At 41.0% G+C, this 12755-nt stretch carries 18 protein-coding genes and 1 pseudogene; 7 read left to right on the top strand and 12 right to left on the bottom strand.

What is annotated here, in order from left to right; translation table 11 throughout:
• Positions 1-6 precede the first annotated feature (6 nt).
• Together HFM85_RS00090 and HFM85_RS00085 are read right to left on the bottom strand one after the other, a co-directional pair.
• The gene (locus HFM85_RS00090; RefSeq protein WP_005428264.1) at positions 7-900 is read right to left on the bottom strand and encodes a hypothetical protein; all 894 of its coding nucleotides are present in this window, start codon (positions 898-900) and stop codon (positions 7-9) included.
• Positions 893-1648: a hypothetical protein gene (locus tag HFM85_RS00085; protein ID WP_005428267.1), complete on the bottom strand. Its 756-nt coding sequence runs from the start codon at positions 1646-1648 to the stop codon at positions 893-895. The genes HFM85_RS00090 and HFM85_RS00085 overlap by 8 nt, the downstream gene beginning before the upstream one ends.
• Before the next feature lie 537 nt (positions 1649-2185).
• On the opposite strand from HFM85_RS00085, the gene HFM85_RS00080 reads away from it, so the two are divergent.
• The 6 genes from HFM85_RS00080 to mobQ all read left to right on the top strand — a co-directional run bounded on the left by HFM85_RS00080 (position 2186) and on the right by mobQ (position 7321).
• Complete coding sequence (locus tag HFM85_RS00080; RefSeq protein WP_009245410.1) at positions 2186-3103, top strand: ParM/StbA family protein; 918 nt, start codon at positions 2186-2188, stop codon at positions 3101-3103.
• Between the two features lie 3 nt (positions 3104-3106).
• Positions 3107-3490, top strand: a complete 384-nt coding sequence (locus tag HFM85_RS00075) for a hypothetical protein (protein ID WP_005428271.1) — start codon at positions 3107-3109, stop codon at positions 3488-3490.
• A 24-nt stretch (positions 3491-3514) separates the two neighbouring features.
• Positions 3515-4231 carry a replication initiator protein A gene (locus HFM85_RS00070; protein WP_005428274.1) on the top strand — a complete coding sequence of 239 codons (717 nt, stop codon included), beginning with the start codon at positions 3515-3517 and terminating at the stop codon, positions 4229-4231.
• The gene (locus tag HFM85_RS00065) at positions 4228-5085 is read left to right on the top strand and encodes an ATP-binding protein (RefSeq protein ID WP_005428275.1); all 858 of its coding nucleotides are present in this window, start codon (positions 4228-4230) and stop codon (positions 5083-5085) included. The genes HFM85_RS00070 and HFM85_RS00065 overlap by 4 nt, the downstream gene beginning before the upstream one ends.
• A gap of 169 nt (positions 5086-5254) precedes the next feature.
• Positions 5255-5476, top strand: a complete 222-nt coding sequence (locus HFM85_RS00060) for a hypothetical protein (RefSeq protein ID WP_005428277.1) — start codon at positions 5255-5257, stop codon at positions 5474-5476.
• A 135-nt stretch (positions 5477-5611) separates the two neighbouring features.
• Positions 5612-7321 (top strand): MobQ family relaxase, encoded by a 1710-nt coding sequence (gene mobQ / locus HFM85_RS00055; RefSeq protein WP_173736736.1) that lies wholly within the window; start codon positions 5612-5614, stop codon positions 7319-7321.
• 411 nt (positions 7322-7732) lie between these two features.
• Here mobQ and HFM85_RS00050 read toward each other — a convergent pair whose 3' ends face one another.
• Entirely contained in the window at positions 7733-8398 is a 666-nt protein-coding gene (locus tag HFM85_RS00050) for a PBECR4 domain-containing protein (RefSeq protein WP_005428282.1), read from the bottom strand.
• A gap of 309 nt (positions 8399-8707) precedes the next feature.
• Positions 8708-9088 (bottom strand): TnpV protein, encoded by a 381-nt coding sequence (locus HFM85_RS00045; RefSeq protein WP_005428283.1) that lies wholly within the window; start codon positions 9086-9088, stop codon positions 8708-8710.
• A gap of 156 nt (positions 9089-9244) precedes the next feature.
• Here HFM85_RS00045 and HFM85_RS00040 point away from each other — a divergent pair, with 156 nt between their 5' ends.
• On the top strand, positions 9245-9415 hold the full coding sequence (locus HFM85_RS00040; RefSeq protein WP_005428285.1) for a hypothetical protein: 171 nt from the start codon (positions 9245-9247) through the stop codon (positions 9413-9415).
• 54 nt (positions 9416-9469) lie between these two features.
• On the opposite strand, the gene HFM85_RS00035 is transcribed toward HFM85_RS00040, so the two are convergent.
• The 8 genes and pseudogenes from HFM85_RS00035 to HFM85_RS00005 form a co-directional block, all read right to left on the bottom strand.
• The gene (locus tag HFM85_RS00035) at positions 9470-10306 is read right to left on the bottom strand and encodes a S8 family serine peptidase (protein WP_173736735.1); all 837 of its coding nucleotides are present in this window, start codon (positions 10304-10306) and stop codon (positions 9470-9472) included.
• A gap of 198 nt (positions 10307-10504) precedes the next feature.
• The gene (locus tag HFM85_RS00030; RefSeq protein ID WP_244092487.1) at positions 10505-10711 is read right to left on the bottom strand and encodes a type 2 periplasmic-binding domain-containing protein; all 207 of its coding nucleotides are present in this window, start codon (positions 10709-10711) and stop codon (positions 10505-10507) included.
• A gap of 102 nt (positions 10712-10813) precedes the next feature.
• Entirely contained in the window at positions 10814-11149 is a 336-nt protein-coding gene (locus tag HFM85_RS00025) for a group II intron maturase-specific domain-containing protein (protein ID WP_072522116.1), read from the bottom strand.
• Between the two features lie 27 nt (positions 11150-11176).
• A complete protein-coding gene (locus tag HFM85_RS00020; RefSeq protein ID WP_019162843.1) occupies positions 11177-11611 on the bottom strand; it encodes a DUF2383 domain-containing protein in 435 nt (144 codons plus the stop codon).
• Between the two features lie 182 nt (positions 11612-11793).
• Positions 11794-11970 (bottom strand): hypothetical protein, encoded by a 177-nt coding sequence (locus HFM85_RS16605; protein ID WP_243873772.1) that lies wholly within the window; start codon positions 11968-11970, stop codon positions 11794-11796.
• A gap of 174 nt (positions 11971-12144) precedes the next feature.
• On the bottom strand, positions 12145-12231 hold the full coding sequence (locus HFM85_RS16760) for a hypothetical protein (RefSeq protein ID WP_235816146.1): 87 nt from the start codon (positions 12229-12231) through the stop codon (positions 12145-12147).
• Entirely contained in the window at positions 12228-12539 is a 312-nt protein-coding gene (locus tag HFM85_RS00010; protein ID WP_243873762.1) for an RNA polymerase sigma factor, read from the bottom strand. The genes HFM85_RS16760 and HFM85_RS00010 overlap by 4 nt, the downstream gene beginning before the upstream one ends.
• A pseudogene (locus HFM85_RS00005) lies at positions 12529-12755 on the bottom strand (hypothetical protein); the annotation flags it as partial. The pseudogene HFM85_RS00005 and the gene HFM85_RS00010, both read right to left, overlap by 11 nt.

Genomic DNA, 12755 nt, shown 5'->3' with positions numbered 1-12755 from the left:
CTCCATTTATTCGTTTGTCTGCGTAAAAGAGAAATTATAGCCCTTAATTCGGACGGCTGACAAGCCGATCAGCGCTATGATTAATATTGCAAATATGAACATGCTCATCCCGATCCCTGGCAGGTAATCATAACCAAAGCTGTGCATGGGAAAGGTAGCTTGGTTCAACGGAGACAGCCAGCCGCAGAACACGTTCGCCCTATATTCCTGACTTTCTGTAAAATGAAACAGTTTCCGGAAAACATCTGGGTTCAGCAGGAGCCCATACAGACTGACTGCAAAAGCACCGATCACCCCTGCCATATTTCCCGCAGCCAGATTTAAAAACAACATGAGAACTGCGATAAAAAGAGTATATAAAAGTACAAGTCCAAACACTATTGCTGCGCACATATAAGGAGTTGAGCTTTCCATTGTTTTTATGGAAACAGGAACGGTTATGCTCTCCCCACCGCCATAGCCCAACATTGCCGCTGTTTCGCTCCACACATTTCCCGTAAAGGAAAAGGGAGCTCCCATAATTCCAAGCATCACAGCCAAAAAAATATTATAGATCACAGTCGCCAGGATCACATAGATAATCTGACCCGCAAGCCATATCTTCCGTTTTGTGCGTACAAGCCAATACGGAGTTGCCTGACTGATAAATGGCATGTCCGCAAAGAGCAGGATTAAAAGCAGGGAGGACAGCATAACAGAGGATGCATCCCCATATGTCCAAATAAACGGCTCGAATACCTGAAGGATTGTCTCATATTTTATCGCATGGGAAATAATCTGATCCGACAGCATCAGACATAATATAGCTGCCAAAATAAAGGTCATCCAGATCCTCGGACTTTTTTTCCATCCATAGAAATTCTGGCCTGCAATCCAAAAAGCCTGTTTAATATCACGCATACCGCAACCTTCTTTCTATTGCGCACATAAAGATCAGTGCCGTTAAAAAACTTCCAACCGCTAATATAGCAATGCAGAAGATATCATTGTAGTAAATAGACGCCGCCCAATAGCGGGGACTCAGAAAGAATGCTTTTTGATAGTAACGCTCCTGAAATACGGTCAGGACATAATAAAGAATAAAAGGAACGGCATAGGACATATAGCGATTTTTTGTTATGACAGCCGACGTACCGCCAATTAGCGCCCAAAAAGCGCCATTTAAAAACAATCTCAGAAAGCTTACCGCCGTTCTGCCCACAAGCACTGCCATCTCATAATTTCCGTCAATCAGAGAAGGATACTGACCGAACCTCAGTATACAGATTACAAGAAGGAACACCATGGCTAAAAAAGCTGTCAAACCTCCGGAGACCAACAATCCTGCTGCTTTTCCTACGAGATACTGTTTTCTCCCTGAACGGATATAACTGAACAGAAAAAAACGACTGTGCAGCTCAGCCTCCGTATTCTCTCCACCCGCAAAAGCAACGGCAATGGGAACAAACAGAAGCATATTAACGCTGTTCATACAATAGGTGTATGCTACGAACCAGCCTGGTCCTTCTGCAGATCCGCCTGCATTTATGATCTTCTGCAACATCTCATGCTCAGACATCAGGGTAGCCGAAACGATTAGAAAAATCCCCAAAATAAAGCGAATGCTTCGAATATTGTTTTTTATGTCCGTTGCCAACACATTTCTCATACGCTTTTCTCCTCACTTCAAACAGCTATAGACTTGATTTTTTTATTTTTATAAAATCCTAGTTTTTTGCAATAATATCACTATTTGTATAAAACTACACTCCTTATCAAACAACAGTTAAGGACTTGCAAAAACTGTTGTTCCTACTGAAAGCATTGCAACAGCTGTAAAAATTGATAATATTTTAAATTTTCTATTATTCTAAGTTCTACAAATACATAAGCCGCCAGTTAAGTACGATTAGTTTTATTATAATTCAATAAATTCCATCCAACTTTCCACATTTTATTGTATAATTTTACTATTTATATAATAACATGTCAACATTTAATGAACGTTTATAACAAAAAAATGCAGGGCTATAAAAAACTAAAGAAATTGCTCTATTTTACAAAATTATATCCTATTTTTCAATTCCAACTCAATTTTCCCTCAATGTCTTTTTCCTCCAACTTTCGTATGCTTATCTCACAGCAAAGCAGTACCACACCGGTACAGCCTGCTGAATTAATCAATACGAAAATGGAGGTGTTTTTTATGCGAGAACTCAGAAACACAAAAATCATTGCTGTAGATCACGGCTACGGCAACATGAAAACAGCAAATACCGTCACACCAACCGGAATCAAAGCCTATGAAACAGAACCCATCTTCACCGGGAATATTCTGGAATATAACGGCATTTACTACCGGATTGGCGAAGGACACAAAGAATTTATCCCAGATAAAGCTATGGACGAAGAATATTATCTTCTAACTCTCATGGCGATTGCAAGGGAACTGAATGTCTTTTCCATCCGTGAAGCAGACGTTCATCTGGCTGCCGGGCTTCCTCTGACATGGATCAGAAACCAGAGAGAAGATTTCCGTTCCTATCTGCTCCAGAATCCAGAAGTCCATTACCGATTTAACAGCAAAGAGTATCATCTCCGTTTTGTGGGATGCAGCCTTTACCCGCAGGGATATCCGGCTATCGTAAACCGACTTGGAGATTTCAAGGGGACAAATCTTCTTGCAGATATCGGCAACGGAACCATGAACATTCTGTATATCAATAATAAGAAAGCACAGGAAAGCCGGTGCTGGACAGAAAAGTTTGGCGTAAACCAATGCATGATTGCCGCTAAAAACGCTGTTCTGGACAACTTCGGAGTAAAGATTGAAGAATCTACCGTAGAGCAGATTCTGCGGTTTGGAACCGCTGACATTTCAGCGTCTTATCTGGATTGTATTACTGCTGTTGCCAGACAGTATGTCACAGATATTTTTGCCACGCTCCGCAAATATGAATACAATCCTGGCCTGATGCGCCTGTATGTGGTCGGAGGCGGTGGATGCCTGATCCGTAACTTTGGAGCGTATGACAAATCACGAGTTACCATCCTTGATGATATCTGTGCCACTGCCAAAGGTTATGAATCTCTGGCTTATATGAGCCTGAAAAGGAGGGGATAAGCCATGCAGAACCATATCCGCAACACAAACCTGCGATTTAATCTGGACAAAGACCAGCAGCGGAGAGCCTGGGAATATTTACAGACGATGGACAGACAGAATTTTAAATCTTACAGCCAGGTAATCTCCCTTGCACTGGTCGATTATTTTGACCGCTACTACCGCACTCAGGCTGATCCCTATCTGGAAACAAGGGAACGGGAAGAACTTTTTGTGAAACAGATTGTAGAAGCAGTAGAACACAGCCTGAAACAGTCATTGCCGATTTTTCTGTCCGGGCTGACTGCAGGCATGTTGGAAAGGGAATCCCCCATCAGGATGCCCTTTCCAGCTCCTGAAAAAGAACAGCCGGATCGTGATATAGACTGGGATTTTCTTGGAGAATAAACCATTGTGATTGGAGGTGAACACATGACGGACTTTCTGACAGCAGACACAAGCCTGCCATCTTATATGATGTTTCCCCGTTTTCTTCTGGACATGGAAATAAACGAAACTGCCAAAATGCTTTATATGATCCTGCTCGACCGTGCAAGGCTTTCCCAGAAAAATGAGGGCTGGTCAGATACAAATGGTCATGTGTTCCTCTACTTTACGATTGAAGCACTGGCAGAAGTTCTCCACAAAAGCCAGATGACGGTGAAAACTGCTCTGGCAGTACTGGAAAAACAAGAGCTTATCTTCCGAAAACGGCAGGGACCCGGACACCCTAATCGGATCTATGTAAAAATCCCGAAAGAAACCCTCAGCAATACAGACAGAATTCTTTCCTCAAGACAGACAGAAAACTGTCCTATTGACAGACAGGATTCTTTCCCTGATACAGACAGAAAACTGTCCAGTAATAAGAAAGAGATAAAAAAGAACCATTTAACAATAAGAGGGAGTAAAGAGCCACGCTCACCCTATGGAACATTTCAAAATGTTTTTCTGTCAGAGACGGAGCTGGAAAATATCCGGCAGACAATCCCTGACTGGCAGGACTATATGGAACGCTTATCCGGTTATATGGCTTCTACCGGAAAGCAATACCAAAACCATGCAGCTACCATCATCCGTTGGGCAAGACAGGATCATCCTGTTTCCCGGCAACGAAATTATGAAAGTGAGGAATACGAAACATTATGACAACATTTACAGAAAAACCAACAGCTATCACACCAAACAGAGAGCTTCAGTCTGATGAATATTTTAACGAAACAAATCACCTGATCTACTGTTCCAAATGCAATACGCCAAGACAGTGCAGGCATGAATTACAGGGAAAGGTTCTTATTCCTTCCATCCGCTGTAAGTGCCAGCAGGAGATCTTTGAACAGGAGGAAGCCCAGAGAAAACTTCATGAAAAGCAAATGGAAATAGAGCATCTCAAAACCAGCGGCTTACAGGACAAATCACTTTATGACTACACCTTTGCCAAAGATAACGGCAGCAATCCGGAAATGAAACTTGCACACAATTATGTAAGTAACTGGGAAGAGATGAAAGCAAACGCTTCCGGACTTCTCATCTGGGGCGATGTCGGTACTGGAAAATCTTTCTTTGCAGGCTGCATTGCCAATGCCCTTCTGGAAAAAGGCGTCCCGGTACTGATGACCAACTTTTCCCGGATTCTGAATACCCTTACCGGAATGCATTTTGAAGACAGGAATCAGTTCATCCACAGCTTAAACCGCTACAGCCTTCTGATCATTGATGACCTCGGAATTGAACGGAACTCTGACTTTGCACTGGAACAGGTATTCAATGTGATTGACAGCCGTTACCGCAGTAAAAAGCCCCTGATCATAACAACCAATCTCACTTTATCAGAGCTGAATAACGCCGCTGATATCGCACACAAGCGAATTTATGACCGGATTCTGGAGAGATGTGTTCCCATCCGTATCAATAACCGGAATATCCGTCAGGACAATGCAACAGCTAATTTAAAAAAAACGAAAAAAATTCTGTTAGATAATCACACTTCAAACCAGAGTTGAAACAAAGCAGCATCGCACAATAACTATTTTTCACTGACAGTAGTACTACTTTCTTTTCTTATTTATCACCAGAGACATGCCACTGTCAGTTATCTAAAACTATAGTACTAAACCACAAGATTTTAAAACTAAATCGCCCGGATACGGGCATAAAAAGGAGGTGCCAGATATGGCAAATAAAAGAATTATGACACCAGAAGAAAAAGTGCTTTTACAGGCAAAACACAGACTGGAAGAAATCGAAGCAAGAAACCGTAAAAAGGAACGTAATGCCAGAACACGCAGATTGATTCAAGAAGGAGCGATTCTGGAAAGCATTGCTCCACATATTAAAGAAATGGATTTAGATACCCTAAAGCGGGAGCTGATGCTCCGGCTAAGAGGAATGTAAATACACAAGTTCTACTCCCGAAGGGCGCACTTACTCACCACCCGATAAATCGGGCGGTGGTATCCCCTACGGGGCTCGTGCGCTCTGCCGAGGGCTATCCGCTGTTGCAGGCAACATCGAAAGGAGGTGCCAGATATGGCAATTTATCATATGCAAGCCAAGGTCGTCAGCCGTGGTTCCGGGCGGTCTGCTGTCGCTGCATCTGCTTATATGAGCTGTAGCCGCATATACAATGATTACGATGGCATCCAGCATGACTACACCCGAAAACATGGACTGATCTATCAGGAAGTAATGCTTCCCCCTATGGCTCCGCCTAAATGGAAAAACCGGGAGCAACTCTGGAATGCTGTAGAAGCTGCTGAAAAAACAAAAGACAGCCGACTGGCAAGAGAATTTGTTGTCGCACTCCCTATTGAGTTGGATAAAGACAGCAATATTTCTCTTCTTCAGAATTTTATTCAAAAGAATTTTGTAGATATGGGAATGTGTGCCGATTTCGCCATTCACGATACAGATGGTCACAATCCCCATGCACACATTCTACTTACTGTCCGTCCATTAAACGAAAACGGAACATGGCAGTATAAAACCGAAAAAGAATATCTATGCATCAAAGATGGAGAGGAAAAGGGATTTACTGCTTCTGAATTTAAGGATGCTCAGAAAGAGGGCTGGGAAAAACAGTATCGTTATAAAGCTGGGAAAAAGAAAGTATATCTGACTCCCTCGGCAGCACAGGAGAAAGGTTATGAACGTATCGACAAACATCCAAAAAGCACCCGGTATGGCAGACAAAACCCGATTTCCGAACAATGGAACAGTGAGGAACAGCTCTGCCTCTGGAGAGCAAACTGGGCAGATGCCGTAAATAAAATGCTTGCCCTTAATCAGATAAATGCCGCCATTGATCACCGCAGTTTTGCAGCTCAGGGAATCACTGAACAGCCAACCATCCACGAAGGCTACATTGCCCAGAATATGGAAAAGAAAGGCATGATAGCAGACCGGTGTGAAATCAACCGTCGGGTTCGTGCGGATAACAGAATACTACGGGAATTAAAAACACAGATAAAAAAATTGGTTCAAGCTGTCGAAAAATCTATTCCGGTAATTGCAGAAACATTAGAAGCAATCCGCAATCATATGATTTTTACACAATATCATTTACTTCATAATGAAATGCAAAAAGAAGTGGTCCATGACTGGATGCAGCATTTTCGTCCTATCCTAAATAAATATGATACCATTAAGAAAAAGCTCAAAGCGAAAGTTACTGAAAAGAAAGAACTAAATGTGCAAAAAAGTAAAACCAGTATTCTAAATCCTTTCCAGCATATAAAGTTAAACCAGCAGCTTACAACCGTAACAGAAGAAATCGAGGAACTGAAATCTGCCAAAGAACAGCTGCTGTTTCAGGCTGAATGCTCCACAGAGAAAGATATGGCGAGCCTTTCCAGAAAATACGACCAGATGGATAAGAATCTGGATATTCTCGATTCTCAGGATATGGCTCTCAAAGAGCAGCTTGAAAAAGATGCTGTCGCTTTCCAAGAGGAAAAACTCCGGCCTAAACCAGAGCAATATACAGAATTACTGGATGCCAGAATCCAGATACGACCTACTTTCCGAGAGAAACTGATTGAGCAGCTCAAAGGTACTTTTGGTGAATATTATGACTATCACTATCGTGATATCGCAACCCATGAAGTGGATGATCTCAATATGGAAGATCCCTATAGCTTCTCTCATCGTACCTGGGAACTTGAATATCAGAGGAAACAGGAATTGCAAAAAAAACATCCTGTTCAATCCAGGCAAAAATCGCACAACACAGAACTATAATGTTTAAACTACTAATATAAAAAATATCCCGTTTTCTCAAAACAGTTATATTGCTTCATCCCAATAATTCACAAACTGCTAACCACCGAGCAAAAGTGAGGCACAAAGTGCGTAAGCATAATTTGATTTCTTTCCGCTTACGCACTCTCTTTTTATCTTGAGCAAAAAATTCCTACTTTGTAAAGCCAACAAATGGGGTTTGGGGGGCTCCCAAAGTGCGTTTGGATATCCAAACGCTATGCTTGCAAAACCAGTTCCACTAATTTCCCTCGATACTCCCTTCTTCTAAAATCAATGATAATTATAACATTGCCAATTTTGTAAAGTAATAATCAACTTAAAATATAGACGACAAACAATAAAACCATGATACTGTTACAAAAAGCAGTAGCATGGTTTCTTTATATTTCATTATAGATTTTCTCTATCTATCATATTTTCTATTGTTTCTGAGAAACAACACTCTTTCAAATCAATACTTTTGTCCATCTTCACAAGATTTGTATATTTCTCATCTGTATAGTGTTTTGATATTACAGCAAATACTTTATATGTAGGCTGTGCTGTTACATCTCTGATGTCCTTTTTCAGCAATGTGTTCGGTACATTTAATTTCGTATTTTTATCTTTTACGAAGCCAATACAACCACATATATTCCCGGCAGCTTTTTCTGTATATAATTTCGGTCCTCGATCTGTAAATTCTCCTATCATTGTTACGTTTTTCTTAATAAGCATCATACGTTCCAATATATCCAATTTTTGCCCCGTAGAGCCATCTTTTGCAAAAACAAAATCATTTTCTGTTAATCGCTTATCCAGGCATTTCTGGTAAAAATGAATTGCAGAAGCTGTCTCTTTTTTATTCAATCGAACTCCTGTCAAATGTAAAAAATTGTATCTATGGAAAACAACTTCATATCCCTGTACAGATGACAAAATCTTATTACTTTCCTGTAATTGCTTATTCACCTCTTTCGGTAAGCCATATAGGAACAAAACCTTCTGATCCTCAAGATGTTCTTTATATAGTTGTGCCGCTTTTGTCATAATCTGAATTGCACGTCTTTTGTCCATAACTTAATCCTTATCCCATAAAATTTAGAGAAGGGAATGTTCACGCCGCAGCACTAAACATTCCCTTCTCATGGTTGATTTTTCCGTTGTCTGCCAACCTCCAGCACCTTCGTCTGGAAAATATCAGGTTTTTCCGTTGCCTGCCAACCTCCGACACCTTCGTTCGGAAAACGTATCAGATTTTAGGTGTCAACCCACCGCTGATGCACAGCTTTTCTAATTACATTTTACACGAACTATGTGGAAAATGCAATTACAATTTTATCTTATGATGCCCTGCTACATTTTATACACTATTTATCTTACATTTCATTCTTGATAAATTATCTCTTTATCCACAATCTCCCTCGCACATACTTGTATATTGTTCATTCTTCCTATCCATTCCAAGACATTTTCCACCTTTAGCTGTTCTGTAATGCCTTGTGCCTGTTTCATCTGTTCTACAAGTCTTTCAAAGCGTTCCTGTGCCTGTTCTTCTATATCAGCCAAATAACCATTCAGCCTGCCGCTTGTAAGCATATTCAGATATAGCAATCTGCGGTATTCCTTCAAATACCGCAAATGTCTTTGTCCCCATACACCGACAACCCTTTGTTCTTCTTCCTTCGGTAAGGTAAGAGCAGGGATAAGATAATCCCCATGTCTGATATAAGTACCGCCCATCTCTTCAAAAATTGTTTTCTTCATTGTCTGTTCTACCTTTCTTATCGTTCTCTATTCATAGATTTTCTTTACGACCGTTCCAATTTTACAGTAACAATAATTCTTCAATTTTCAGTTCACATTGCCCCTCCCGAAGAAGTATGATAGAATAATTCTATTAAATTGAATCGGAGGTGCCACATGGCTATCAGTTCCAACAATATTCAGGTCTATACTACTTTGTCCAAAGAACTGGTTGCTGAGATTGATAAGGATGCAAAAGCGAACTATCGTACACGTTCCCAGCAGATTAACATGATCCTGACCGAGTATTATAAGACTCAAACAACAACCAAACATGAATCCGAGTAAAACACTGAATTGCCTGAAAACACAGGAAATATCAGTGTTTTCTTATGTTTTCCCTTAATTATAAGGTTCATGTGACCCATAATTATTCCCAAAACTGATATTGATAGCAATCGGCCGCCCCAAAGACAATGACTGACGCACCAAATAATCAATTCCCTGTATCAGTTCGGTTGTTCTTGGGAAAGAATTTTCTCTGGGAATCCCCATTTTTACCACTATCAGGTCACTCTCATAAGCTACTCCCTGATTGACTCCATCGGAAGCTCTCCCATTTCCTGCCGCGATTCCCAGCACAGAGGTTCCATGTCCACTGTAATCCCCAGATGGAACAAGGCGCCTGCCCTGGTTTTCTCCAAGTGCAAGCGCCTCATCTATTTCTTCTTTCGTATATTCTGTTCCTGTCACATATCCCTGCGGTGGTTTTCCCGGGATACTCTGGTCCCACAGCCGCAAAATCCTGCTGCTTCCATCTGCATTTCTGAAATCCGTGTGATAATAATCAACTCCGGAATCGACTATACCTATCAGAATTCCTTTTCCTGTCAGCCCGTCTCTGCCAGTCTGCACTGTTCGGATACAGCTGGCACCCTTTGCCTGAAACAATTCAAAATACAACCGTTTTGGCTTCTCCATAAATTCCACCTGCGCTCTGTGGGAATACTTATCAATCTCACTTTCCGGCAAAGTTACCACTGCATAGCCGCCTAACAGTGGCACTACCTGAATTCCATTTCCAGCCAGGCCACTTTCCGGTCCGCTGTACTTTATGATCACATCCCATAGCCTGGTTGCAGGATCATATCCTACATTAAGATTTCCCGACTTTCTACGCTCCTGTGGGGTTGCATCCATTGCAAGATTTAAAAGGTTATCTATTTTCTGGTCTGCCATAAATGATTCCTTTTCATTGCACACTTACTTATATTATATGTATTCTATGCGAATTGCGAGAGCTACTTCATGGCAAAGCAACTTCTTAAAGGCGCAACTATTATTTTAGGATCTTCACTTCTATCAGCATTCCAAAATCCATAGCAATCCTCGTAAATAATGCATTTAAGACAGTTCAGCAGAGTGCGAAAGACGCGGTCATAAAAACCATTCCATCTTCTCCCTCACATCCGCATGCTTCAGATAACTAACATTAAATTCTCTGACTATGGACTCACCCTTCAGTGTAAAGATTCCAAGCTCCGGGTCGCTTTTGGCAAGTACTTCATATACAAATGAGATTCCATACCCGGACTTGATCAGATCGATGATCATCTTAAAGCTGGAAATACATAGGTATTTCATGGGTTGAGTAGACGCACCCCTTGCGGTCGTACGCCCCTCGCAGAATCCGGACTTGCGGCTTTCCCGCATCCGGCTCTTTACGAAACGAATCGTTCACATTTATCAATCGTATATACTGACATATATTCTTGCTCTTACTAACGGGTAACTGTTATCAATCATATTCAGAAACTCTACCCAGTTGTAGCTTTTCTTCTGGCTTCTTCTGTTCAGCCAGTAGAAAAGGCTTTTCATAACATTATAACGAAATGCTGTGATTCTCTCTGAATTGTCAGTGATGCCATAGTAATGGAAATAACCAGTCAGTATCTCATTAAGCTTGGAAATGATTTCTTTTACTCTCAAAGTCCGCATGCTGCCTATCAGCCTGTGAACCTCTTTACATTTCTTTGCAAATTTCTTCTTGCTGGTTGTCGGGCATACCTTCCTTTTACACACTACGGAAGGAAAATGCAGGTTCTCAGCTTACAAATATTTCTGCATATCATCCCGCAGATTCTCTTCCATTCCAATAAGCTTCTTTGCAATGGAAATACTTTCGGACGACGCATCTTTGCATTGGTGCATGGCTTCTGTGATAGACTGGGTTCCCATGTTGCAGCCATTCATGATGATCTTAACCGCCTGTTTATTCTCATCTTCTCCGGTCATCATTTTTACACCTGTCGTCATCCACGAAAATGTGGATACCATAACACCCGGTTCTTTCTCCGGCTGGCCTGCGCGAAGAAGTATTTTGGAAATTTCCTCTTCCAGTTCCTTGTGTTTTGAACAGGATTTTTCAATCGTTGCTGCGATTTTGGCATCTGTCACATGATGCTGTACCTGTTCCATGCTCTCAATTCCCATCTTGCATCCGACACTGCATTCTTCTAACAGTTTCTTTGTGCTGTTGTCCATGTCTGTCCTCCTGTATAAAAATTTACTTTCTACATGGAAGATAGTATACGTACTTTTTGACTATTTATGTATCTTTCCCGTTACTGGGTACGGAGTGTATAGTGGTTCAGTTGTCAAGACAAAAATCTAAGCTTTTTATAATGAACTGATATATGTAACTGAGTAGGGGAGAAAATCCCCCCTTAGGCCGCATGATTATCCAGTAACAGAATCGGATAATAGCAGGATGCCGGTGTCTGATTATTGAGTGCAGAATGACAACGTTCAAAATTGTAAATGTGCACATATTTACCCTGTGTTAAATACTGATATGGTCCGGCAAAGAATATATTAACCAACCCGAATGTTATAATTCCCAGAAGGCTCCATCCTATAAAAGACAGATCTAATACAAATGCAGCCCACTTATTTCCCTCCTCATCAAACTGCCCTATGCAAATATCTCATATCTGAAATATGTCATCCGGCTTTCATAATCTATTACAATGCATTATCCCCAGTCAGTTCAGGCAGAGTCTCTGTAGCCTGAACGCCTATTCCCCCTGTTTTTCCATAATCATTCGCAACTTCTCCAGAGCACGTTTCTGTATCATCCTTACATTTCCCGGTGATAAATTCATCTGCCTGCCAAGCTCTGTGGAACTTTTCTGATAATAAAATCTTCCGTCTGCTGCTTCAGGATTTCCAGAGAATAATGAGTCTTTTTATCCCTATAATAGTTTTTCAGGCGGTTTGCTGTGATTGCATACAACCAGGTAGCTATACTACCTTTTTCTTCATCATAACTGTCCATATTTCTGTAAAAAGACAGAAATACATCTCCAGTCAGTTCTTCCGCTTCATACAGATCAGGAACTCTTTTATGTATAAATGTCAAAATTTTCAGATAATATTCCTGATAAATACGCTCAAACTCCTCATACTTCATCCTCCGCCTCTTCATAAGACTCAATCTCTGCATAGAGATGTGTATCTTCTTTCACATCTTCCTCTGGCTCGTACAGTTCTTTACACTCCTTATCTGTATACATAATGTAATAAGAATTATCGTCATGAAGCATGATCCATACATAATTATCTGATGGAACCGTGATTGCATAATCCTTTTCCTGCTCTGTACCAGGAGCTGCAGTAACTGTCACAT

This window comes from Blautia schinkii, assembly GCF_013304825.1.
GTDB classification, from domain to species: Bacteria; Bacillota; Clostridia; order Lachnospirales; family Lachnospiraceae; genus Blautia_A; species Blautia_A schinkii_B.
Note: the sequence above shows the minus strand (reverse complement) of the source record. Positions and strands in the feature narration are given on the sequence as shown.

Excerpts from the sequence above, each read along its gene's own strand:
- HFM85_RS00030 (WP_244092487.1), bottom strand. The coding sequence starts at position 10,711 with ATGAAATACCTATGTATTTCCAGCTTTAAGATGATCATCGATCTGATC.
- HFM85_RS00035 (WP_173736735.1), bottom strand. The coding sequence starts at position 10,306 with ATGGCAGACCAGAAAATAGATAACCTTTTAAATCTTGCAATGGATGCA.
- HFM85_RS00065 (WP_005428275.1), top strand. The coding sequence starts at position 4,228 with ATGACAACATTTACAGAAAAACCAACAGCTATCACACCAAACAGAGAG.
- HFM85_RS16760 (WP_235816146.1), bottom strand. The coding sequence starts at position 12,231 with ATGAATTTATCACCGGGAAATGTAAGGATGATACAGAAACGTGCTCTG.
- HFM85_RS00040 (WP_005428285.1), top strand. The coding sequence starts at position 9,245 with ATGGCTATCAGTTCCAACAATATTCAGGTCTATACTACTTTGTCCAAA.
- HFM85_RS00050 (WP_005428282.1), bottom strand. The coding sequence starts at position 8,398 with ATGGACAAAAGACGTGCAATTCAGATTATGACAAAAGCGGCACAACTA.
- HFM85_RS00080 (WP_009245410.1), top strand. The coding sequence starts at position 2,186 with ATGCGAGAACTCAGAAACACAAAAATCATTGCTGTAGATCACGGCTAC.
- HFM85_RS00070 (WP_005428274.1), top strand. The coding sequence starts at position 3,515 with ATGACGGACTTTCTGACAGCAGACACAAGCCTGCCATCTTATATGATG.
- mobQ (WP_173736736.1), top strand. The coding sequence starts at position 5,612 with ATGGCAATTTATCATATGCAAGCCAAGGTCGTCAGCCGTGGTTCCGGG.
- HFM85_RS00090 (WP_005428264.1), bottom strand. The coding sequence starts at position 900 with ATGCGTGATATTAAACAGGCTTTTTGGATTGCAGGCCAGAATTTCTAT.
- HFM85_RS00085 (WP_005428267.1), bottom strand. The coding sequence starts at position 1,648 with ATGAGAAATGTGTTGGCAACGGACATAAAAAACAATATTCGAAGCATT.
- HFM85_RS00045 (WP_005428283.1), bottom strand. The coding sequence starts at position 9,088 with ATGAAGAAAACAATTTTTGAAGAGATGGGCGGTACTTATATCAGACAT.
- HFM85_RS00075 (WP_005428271.1), top strand. The coding sequence starts at position 3,107 with ATGCAGAACCATATCCGCAACACAAACCTGCGATTTAATCTGGACAAA.
- HFM85_RS00060 (WP_005428277.1), top strand. The coding sequence starts at position 5,255 with ATGGCAAATAAAAGAATTATGACACCAGAAGAAAAAGTGCTTTTACAG.
- HFM85_RS00010 (WP_243873762.1), bottom strand. The coding sequence starts at position 12,539 with ATGAAGTATGAGGAGTTTGAGCGTATTTATCAGGAATATTATCTGAAA.
- HFM85_RS00020 (WP_019162843.1), bottom strand. The coding sequence starts at position 11,611 with ATGGACAACAGCACAAAGAAACTGTTAGAAGAATGCAGTGTCGGATGC.